The sequence below is a fragment of the Bacillus sp. JJ783 genome, assembly GCF_036963225.1.
In the GTDB taxonomy this organism is placed as follows: Bacteria; Bacillota; Bacilli; order Bacillales; family Bacillaceae_G; genus Bacillus_A; species Bacillus_A cereus_U.
Genome location: NZ_JBALMG010000007.1, coordinates 73,553 through 81,759, shown reverse-complemented (window position 1 = coordinate 81,759; position 8,207 = coordinate 73,553). Strand labels below are relative to the sequence as shown.

The window sequence follows — 8,207 nt, the reverse complement described above, 5'->3', positions numbered from 1 at the left end:
AGTTTTCAAAGAACTACTTAGTCGCTCATTTGCGACTTCCTTATGTTAACATCTTCGTTTTTCGATGTCAACTAAGTTTTTCAATTTCTTTTTTGTCGTTTTCTGCGTTTCCGCATCAGCGACGGTTATTAATATATCATGTGAAAAAATGAAATGCAACACCTTTTGAAAACTTTTTTCAAACCAACTACATTTCTTTTTTAATATCATATACTTAAACGAAATATCTCTTTCATTTCTAAGTAATTCCTACATATATTCTATATAAAGTCACTCTGCCAAAAAGCGTTTCTTTCTATATAAACGTTTTATTCATATACCATATCATACAAGGAGGAATATACATGGACTACACCGACTTATTAATAAAACTAGGTCTCTCGGCTATTTTAGGATTCGCCATCGGTTTAGAGCGCGAATTAAAACGTAAACCACTCGGTTTAAAAACGTGTTTAGTTATTTCTATAATTAGTTGCCTCCTGACGATTGTTTCTATTAAAGCTGCTTACAACTTACCACATACCGATCATATGAATATGGATCCACTTCGACTTGCCGCTCAAATTGTATCAGGAATCGGTTTTTTAGGTGCCGGTGTAATTTTACGCAGAGGAAACGATAGTATTGCGGGATTAACGACCGCCGCTATGATTTGGGGTGCTTCTGGTATTGGCATTGCCGTTGGAGCTGGTTTCTATATCGAGGCTACTTTTGGAATGTGTTTCCTTATGATTAGTGTAGAACTTATACCCTTAACGATGAAATTCGTCGGTCCTAGATCATTTCGCCAACGTGATATCGCAGTGAAACTTGTTGTACGAAATATGGACAATATCCCCATTGTAATTGAAGAAATAAAAGAAATGGATATAAAGGTTAAAAATATGAAGCTTAAAACATTAGAAAGCGGCGCTCACTACTTACATCTTAAATTGTCTATCGATCAAAAAAGACATACTGCCGATGTTTACTATGCCCTCCAACATCTTGAAAGTGTTCAACAAACTGAAGTTGAAAGTATGTATTAATTATGAAACGAACTCTCTTTTTAATTAGAGAGTTTTTCTTTTTTCTATAATGGTAACAATGAATGTAGTCCTGAAACGTAAGGAGGAATAGGAACTTGAAATCCCGTCCGAATTTAGTAGATACATTTCGTGATTCCATTATTTTTCGTTTAATTTGTTTTATTATTGTACTTACTGCTTTCTCCGGCTTTCTTATACATATATTAGAGCCAGATCACTTCACCACATGGTTCGACGGGATTTGGTGGTCAATCGTTACCATTTTCACCGTTGGATACGGCGATTTCGCCCCCCATACAACGATAGGAAAAATTATCGGGATAGGCATCATTTTATTAGGAACGGGATTTTGTTCTTATTATATGGTTCTATTCGCTACCGATATGATTAATAAACAATATATGAAAATTAAAGGAGAAGAAGCTGCTACCTCTAATGGTCATATGATTATCGTTGGCTGGAATGAACGCGCAAAACATGTTGTAAAACAAATGCACATATTACAACCGAACCTTGATATCGTTTTAATTGATGAAACACTTTCTTTACTTCCAAAGCCATTTCATCATTTAGAATTTATAAAAGGTTGTCCGCATCACGATCAAACTTTATTAAAAGCTAACATTACAACAGCTCACACTATATTAATAACATCAGATAAAGAGAAGAACGAAAGCTTAGCAGATACACAGTCCATTTTAAATATTTTAACTGCAAAAGGACTTAATCCAAACATTCACTGCATCGCTGAACTTCTTACTTCTGAACAAATCCAAAATGCAATGAGAGCTGGCGTATCAGAAATTATAGAAGGAAATAAATTAACGAGCTATGTATTTACCGCTTCTCTTTTATTCCCTTCCATTTCAGGTGTACTATTCTCACTTTACGATGAAATCTCTGATAACAAATTACAACTGATGGAGATTTCCCCGTCCTGCACCGGACAATCCTTTGCAAATTGTAGCTATACTCTTTTAAAACAAAACATTCTCTTACTAGGTGTAAAGCGCGACGAACAATATATGATCAATCCAGTTCATTCTTTCATTCTCATAGAAAGCGACATACTCATCGTTATTCACCATTAAAAAAATGATTTTCTAGTTCTTGTACCAATACTTTACCAATATTGACATACTTTCTTTTCACATCTCCATCTGGATCTTGCGGCTCCGCAAATTGATCCAATCCACTCGTTCCAGCTGTTAAAGCATTAACATTATCATCTAGTTCGTCTTGATATACGTGCGAAAGAATATACGGTGTTTCAAGACGGACTATTACACCAGGCACATCTAGTTCCCCATCCACCGCTGTAAATGGTACGCGTAAAAATTGATACCCTTCTTCTTCGTCGATTTTATAATCAAAGCATCCTTTAGCATAATCCCAATTGCCGCCAATACTATATCCAAGTGGTTTCATAACCTCTTCTAACTTATATAACGCATATGTACATCCTTCTAATTTTGATTGAATCGGAATCAAGCCCATCCCTCCTAGACTTTTCCTTTAGCATACCCATTCTAGTTTGAATATACCGATGTACCTTTCAATAAAATAATAAAAAGCGATCGGAGACCCGATCGCTTTTTATTATTTTAAACGCTCTTCTAATTCTGCTTTTAACTCTTCAAATCCTGGTTTTCCAAGTAGAGCAAACATATTTTTCTTGTACGCTTCTACTCCTGGTTGGTCAAATGGATTTACGCCTAATAGGTAGCCGCTCATCGCACATGCTTTTTCGAAGAAGTATACAAGGTAACCGAATGTGTACTCGTTTAGTTCTGGAATGTTTACGATTAAGTTCGGTACTCCGCCATCGCTATGTGCAAGTAATGTACCTTCGTATGCTTTTGTGTTTACGAAGTCTATCGTTTCACCAGCAAGGTAGTTTAATCCATCTAAATCGTTGTCGTCTAATTCGATTTTTAGTTCGTGTGTAGATGTACCTACTTTAAGAACTGTTTCGAATAGGTCACGACGACCTTCTTGAATGTATTGACCTAATGAGTGTAAGTCAGTTGAGAAGTTTGCTGAAGATGGGAAAATACCTTTTTGATCTTTTCCTTCACTTTCACCAAACAACTGTTTCCACCACTCAGAGAAGTAGTGAAGTGCTGGCTCATAGTTAACAAGCATTTCAATTGTTTTCCCTTTATTGTATAGGGCATTACGAACTACTGCGTATTGGTAAGCTGGGTTTTCTTCAAGTTCTGATTTCGCGAAGTCATTATGACCAGCAGCTGCACCGTTCATCATCTCTTCAATGTTTAGGCCACTTACTGCGATTGGTAATAATCCTACTGGTGTTAATACAGAGAAACGACCGCCAACATCATCTGGAATTACAAATGTTTCGTAACCTTCATTGTCAGCTAATGTTTTTAATGCACCACGCGCTTTATCTGTAGTTGCATAAATACGTTTGCGAGCTTCTTCTTTTCCATACTTTTCTTCTAATAATTTACGGAAAATACGGAATGCGATTGCAGGCTCTGTTGTTGTACCTGATTTGGAAATAACGTTAATAGAAAAGTCTTTACCTTCTAGTACGTCCATTAAATCTTTCATGTAAGTGGAGCTAATGTTTTGTCCAACAAATAGCACTTGTGGAGTTTTACGTTGTTCTTTAGAAAGCGTGTTATAGAAAGAATGGTTTAACATTTCGATTGCTGCGCGTGCTCCTAGGTAAGAACCACCAATACCTACAACAAGTAAAATGTCAGAGTCATTTTTAATTTTTTCTGCGCATTTTTGAATGCGAGAAAATTCTTCTTTATCATATTGAAGCGGAAGCTCTACCCACCCAAGGAAATCGTTCCCAGCTCCAGTTTTTTCGTGGATTGCATGATGTGTTACTTTTACTGCATCACGTAAATAAGTTAGTTCATTTTCACCGATGAAGGATAACGCTTTAGAATAGTCGAACGTTACATGTGTACTCATCTTTTTCCCTCCAATTATGTATATGTATTTCTGTATTCACTTTAGCGAAACTAAAGTTGTAAATCAAGCGATTCACCAATTGTAAACGTAACCATTATTTATTTTTTAGAAAAAGTTCATTTTTTGCATAAAAATTCGCATTTTTCGGTATAGATGTATATACATCCTTTTTTCGTACATTTTTCATGTATAAAAACAACAAAACTATACCATTCTATAAAGGAGTTAAATTTTCTTATTAACTCCTTGCTTGCTCACGCTTCACATTAAGGGGGGACTTTTCATGAGTACCTTGCAACGTATCGCATTAGTCTTCACTGTAATCGGCGCTGTTAACTGGGGACTGATCGGGTTCTTCCAGTTTGACTTAGTAGCAGCCATTTTCGGTGGACAAAACTCAGCTCTTGCACGTATTATTTACGGCATCGTTGGTATTTCTGGGCTTATCAACCTCGGCTTACTATTTAAACCATCCGAGAATCTTGGTACTCACCCAGAAACACATGAAATTCAATAGTCAGTATGTCTTTTTCGCCTCCGACATACGAATATGATTGCATGCAATCATATTTGCAAATATATATATCATAAGTCACAGTAAAAGAGGAACGCTCATATGCGTTCCTCTTTTACTTTATTACCTCCGACTCTTCAATCCATTCTGCTAGCTTTTCTCGCAGCGTATTAAATCCGTTCTCAGATGGATTCGGTATAAGAATTCGTCCTTGCTTTCTTTTCGCCGCTTTTAACGATAAACTCATTTTTCTGTGTTCTTCATCAATTGAAAGTACTTTTACTTCTACTGTATCTCCGACCTTTAAAAAGTCATGAATGTCTTTTACATACCCATTTGTGATTTCAGATATATGCACAAGTCCTTGTGTTTCTGCATCCAAAGCTACAAATGCACCGTAATCTTGAATTCCAGTTACTTTCCCTGTTACAACCACTCCCGTTGTATATTGTTCTGACATGTGAAACACTCCCATACGTTTACCATTTTCTCTACAATTGTAAATAGCAAAGCAGATGTATTTATTGTTAAATATCCGATTAGTGAGTAAGTATCCTAAGTAAAACACCGAGGATACTCCCACCTTATATTAGTAAATTATACCACTTTGATAGAACTCATTCAAAATTCATGAAAAAATTTCCTGTAATACGTATAATTCTCCAATATTAGGATAGAATACTAACACATGGCTTTCTAGTATTCCCCCCCTTTTTATGGACAAAACGTATTGTGTTTTGTCCTTTTTTTATTCTCTATGAACCGTTCCATTCTCTTCATTGCTTCCATAAGTTGCTCAAGCGATGTTGCATATGAACAACGAATAAATCCTTCACCACTCCCGCCAAACACATTTCCAGGAACAACAGCCACTTTTTCTTCTAATAATAATTGTTCTGCAAATTCTGCTGAAGATAGTCCGGTTGAAGCTATAGAAGGGAAGACATAAAATGCCCCGCCTGGCACATGACATGTTAAGCCCATTTCATTGAAAGATGTCGTCATAAAGTTACGACGTTTTTTATAGCTATCTCTCATTCGAATTACTTCATCATTTCCCCCGCGTAATGCTTCAAGTGCTGCAAATTGAGACATCGTCGGTGCACACATCATTGAATACTGGTGGATTTTGAGAATTAATTCTGAAAATTGCACAGGGGCTGCAATCATCCCAAGACGCCATCCCGTCATCGCAAATCCTTTTGAAAACCCTGAAATTAAAATTGTATGGTCACGCATATTTTTAATACTCGCGAAACTCGTATATGCTTCGTCGTATACGAGCTCTGCATAAATTTCATCAGATAACACGATTAAATTATACTTCTCAACAATAACTGCTAGCTTTTCTAATTCGGATTTATTTAACATTGCGCCTGTTGGGTTATTGGGAGAACAAAGTAATATTGCCTTTGTTTTCGTTGTAATAGCTGCTTCAATTTGATTTGGCTGTACTTTAAATTCATCTTCTAATGAAGTCACTACTGGAACTGGGACCCCGCCCGCTAACGTAACAAGTGGTGCATACGAAACGAAACTTGGTTCAATAATAAGTATTTCATCATCAGGGTTTACAATAGCACGCATCGCTACATCTAGCGCTTGACTCGCTCCAACTGTAACAATGATTTCATCATTCGGATCATAAGATACTGCAAATTGTTTTTTTAGATACTTTGCTATTTCTTGACGGAGCTCCAATAATCCTGCATTTGCTGTATATGACGTATATCCTTGTTCTAAAGAACGAATACATGCTTGCCTTACATTCCAAGGTGTAACAAAGTCCGGCTCTCCCACTCCAAGTGAAATAACACCTTTCATACTTGCCGCTAAATCAAAAAACTTTCGTATACCGGACGGTTGTAAAGATTCTGCTAATCTAGATAGTTCAAATTGCTTCACGGTGTCACCACAATTCTCTTATCATCATCTGTCTTTTCATAAATAATCCCCTCATGTTTATACTTCTTCAAAATAAAATGAGTTGTCGTTGAAACGACAGATTCAATTGTTGCTAATTTCTCAGAAACAAACATTGCTACTTCTCCCATCGTCTTCCCTTCTAATGTAATAGAAAGGTCCATATGTCCCAGACATTAAATAAACGGATTTCACTTCTGAATAGCGATAAATTTGTTCAGCTACTGCATCAAAACCCACACCACGCTTCGGTGTAACTTTCACATCAATCATCGCCGTTAAACCAGTATGTTCTTTCACTTTTGTCCAATCGATATGTGTTACATAGTCCACGATAATCTTTTCACTTTCTAATTTCGCAACCATTTTTTTCGCTTCTTCTACTTCTATATTTAACAACTTCGCTAATGTATCTACAGATAAACGACTATTCTTTTCAAGACAAGCTAATAATTCCAATTCTTTCTCTGTCACCATATAAATCATCCTTCCTTTTAGTTTGTGTCTAAATTATACAAATACTCTTTCCAGTTTGAAAAGAAGATTTTTTTTGAGAATTATGTCAAAATAAAGTGAAGGCTAATAATCAATGGGAGGGTTCATCCCCACTGATTATTAGCCTTCACCAATCGGGCTTTTACGGGCAGTTAATCTCCCACCTAACCTCTTTGTTTCAGCCGTTTTTTGAGGTGGGCGTCTTACTGCCCGTTAATAGCGGGGTAAAGTGAAACTTTAATCAGTGGTAGGGTTCATACCCGCTGATTATTAGCACACACCCATCCGGGGAAAGAGGAAAGGGGATGGAACCGTGAAACCAAAAGTATATATTGCCGAACCAGTTCCAACATTTGTAGAAAACTATTTATCAGAACACTGTGATTTTGAAAAATGGGATCAAAACGAGAAAGTACCTCGTGATGTTCTATTGGAAAAAATAAAAGATAAAGATGGGTTATTAAATTTCGGATCTGCTATAAATGAAGAATTATTGCAGGCTGCTCCTAATTTAAAAGTAGTAAGTAACATTTCTGTTGGCCATGATAACTTTGATTTAAAAGCGATGAAAAAACAAAATGTTATCGGAACGAATACTCCATATGTGTTAGATGATACAGTAGCCGATCTTGTTTTCGCTCTTATGTTATCTGCTGGTCGCCGTGTTTGCGAACTCAATTCCTATGTAAAAAATGGTGAATGGAACGCTGAAATCGGAAAAGAACACTTCGGACTAGATGTACATCATAGTACGATCGGTATTATCGGAATGGGACGAATTGGAGAAGCTGTCGCAAAACGAGCGAAATTCGGATTTGATATGAATGTCCTTTACTATAACCGTCGCCGTAAAGAAGAAGCTGAGCAAAAATTTGATGCTACATATTGTGATTTACAAACTCTAATCAAGCAATCTGATTTTATTATTCTTCTTACTCCATTAACAGATGAAACGTATCATCTTATCGGTGAAAAGGAATTTTCACTAATGAAAGAAACAGCAATTTTCATTAATGCTTCTCGCGGGAAAACAGTAGATGAAACTGCATTAATTCATGCGTTAACAGAAAAGAAAATATTTGCAGCCGGCATCGACACATTTACACAAGAGCCGATTCAAAAAGAGAATCCGCTCTTATCATTACAAAACGTTGTAACTTTACCGCACATCGGATCTGCAACATTAAAAACTCGGCAGCAAATGGCAATGACAGCTGCTGAAAATTTAGTGGCAGGATTACAAGGAAAAACACCACCTAATATTGTGCGTGGGTAATTATAAAGTGAAACTTTAA

Annotated in this window: 8 protein-coding genes and 1 pseudogene; 4 read left to right on the top strand and 5 right to left on the bottom strand. The window is 36.5% G+C overall.

Going from position 1 to position 8,207, the window contains the following annotated elements; genetic code table 11:
* The first annotated feature begins 344 nt into the window (after positions 1-344).
* Both V7038_RS02025 and V7038_RS02020 read left to right on the top strand, forming a co-directional pair.
* Entirely contained in the window at positions 345-1,028 is a 684-nt protein-coding gene (locus tag V7038_RS02025) for an MgtC/SapB family protein (RefSeq protein ID WP_002160049.1), read from the top strand.
* A gap of 95 nt (positions 1,029-1,123) precedes the next feature.
* Positions 1,124-2,119, top strand: coding sequence for a potassium channel family protein (locus V7038_RS02020; RefSeq protein ID WP_335468919.1), 996 nt, complete (start codon positions 1,124-1,126; stop codon positions 2,117-2,119).
* Here V7038_RS02020 and V7038_RS02015 read toward each other — a convergent pair.
* Both V7038_RS02015 and V7038_RS02010 read right to left on the bottom strand, forming a co-directional pair.
* Positions 2,106-2,519, bottom strand: coding sequence for a YugN-like family protein (locus tag V7038_RS02015; RefSeq protein WP_002112567.1), 414 nt, complete (start codon positions 2,517-2,519; stop codon positions 2,106-2,108). The genes V7038_RS02020 and V7038_RS02015 overlap by 14 nt on opposite strands.
* Positions 2,520-2,627: 108 nt before the next feature.
* Positions 2,628-3,980 carry a glucose-6-phosphate isomerase gene (locus V7038_RS02010; RefSeq protein WP_335468917.1) on the bottom strand — a complete coding sequence of 451 codons (1,353 nt, stop codon included), beginning with the start codon at positions 3,978-3,980 and terminating at the stop codon, positions 2,628-2,630.
* 283 nt (positions 3,981-4,263) lie between these two features.
* Here V7038_RS02010 and V7038_RS02005 point away from each other — a divergent pair, with 283 nt between their 5' ends.
* Entirely contained in the window at positions 4,264-4,497 is a 234-nt protein-coding gene (locus tag V7038_RS02005; protein ID WP_002034535.1) for a DUF378 domain-containing protein, read from the top strand.
* 112 nt (positions 4,498-4,609) lie between these two features.
* Here V7038_RS02005 and yugI read toward each other — a convergent pair whose 3' ends face one another.
* The 3 genes and pseudogenes from yugI to V7038_RS01990 all read right to left on the bottom strand — a co-directional run bounded on the left by yugI (position 4,610) and on the right by V7038_RS01990 (position 6,894).
* On the bottom strand, positions 4,610-4,954 hold the full coding sequence (gene yugI / locus V7038_RS02000; RefSeq protein ID WP_002015848.1) for a S1 domain-containing post-transcriptional regulator GSP13: 345 nt from the start codon (positions 4,952-4,954) through the stop codon (positions 4,610-4,612).
* Positions 4,955-5,208: 254 nt separating this feature from the next.
* Entirely contained in the window at positions 5,209-6,399 is a 1,191-nt protein-coding gene (locus V7038_RS01995) for an aminotransferase (RefSeq protein WP_335468912.1), read from the bottom strand.
* Positions 6,396-6,894, bottom strand: a pseudogene (locus V7038_RS01990) (Lrp/AsnC family transcriptional regulator). The gene V7038_RS01995 and the pseudogene V7038_RS01990 overlap by 4 nt, the downstream one beginning before the upstream one ends.
* A gap of 301 nt (positions 6,895-7,195) precedes the next feature.
* On the opposite strand from V7038_RS01990, the gene V7038_RS01985 reads away from it, so the two are divergent.
* Positions 7,196-8,188, top strand: a complete 993-nt coding sequence (locus V7038_RS01985; protein ID WP_335468923.1) for a 2-hydroxyacid dehydrogenase — start codon at positions 7,196-7,198, stop codon at positions 8,186-8,188.
* Positions 8,189-8,207 lie beyond the last annotated feature (19 nt).

Coding starts and splice junctions, on each gene's coding strand:
- V7038_RS02025 (WP_002160049.1), top strand. CDS start 345: ATGGACTACACCGACTTATTAATAAAACTAGGTCTCTCGGCTATTTTA.
- V7038_RS02010 (WP_335468917.1), bottom strand. CDS start 3,980: ATGAGTACACATGTAACGTTCGACTATTCTAAAGCGTTATCCTTCATC.
- V7038_RS02005 (WP_002034535.1), top strand. CDS start 4,264: ATGAGTACCTTGCAACGTATCGCATTAGTCTTCACTGTAATCGGCGCT.
- yugI (WP_002015848.1), bottom strand. CDS start 4,954: ATGTCAGAACAATATACAACGGGAGTGGTTGTAACAGGGAAAGTAACT.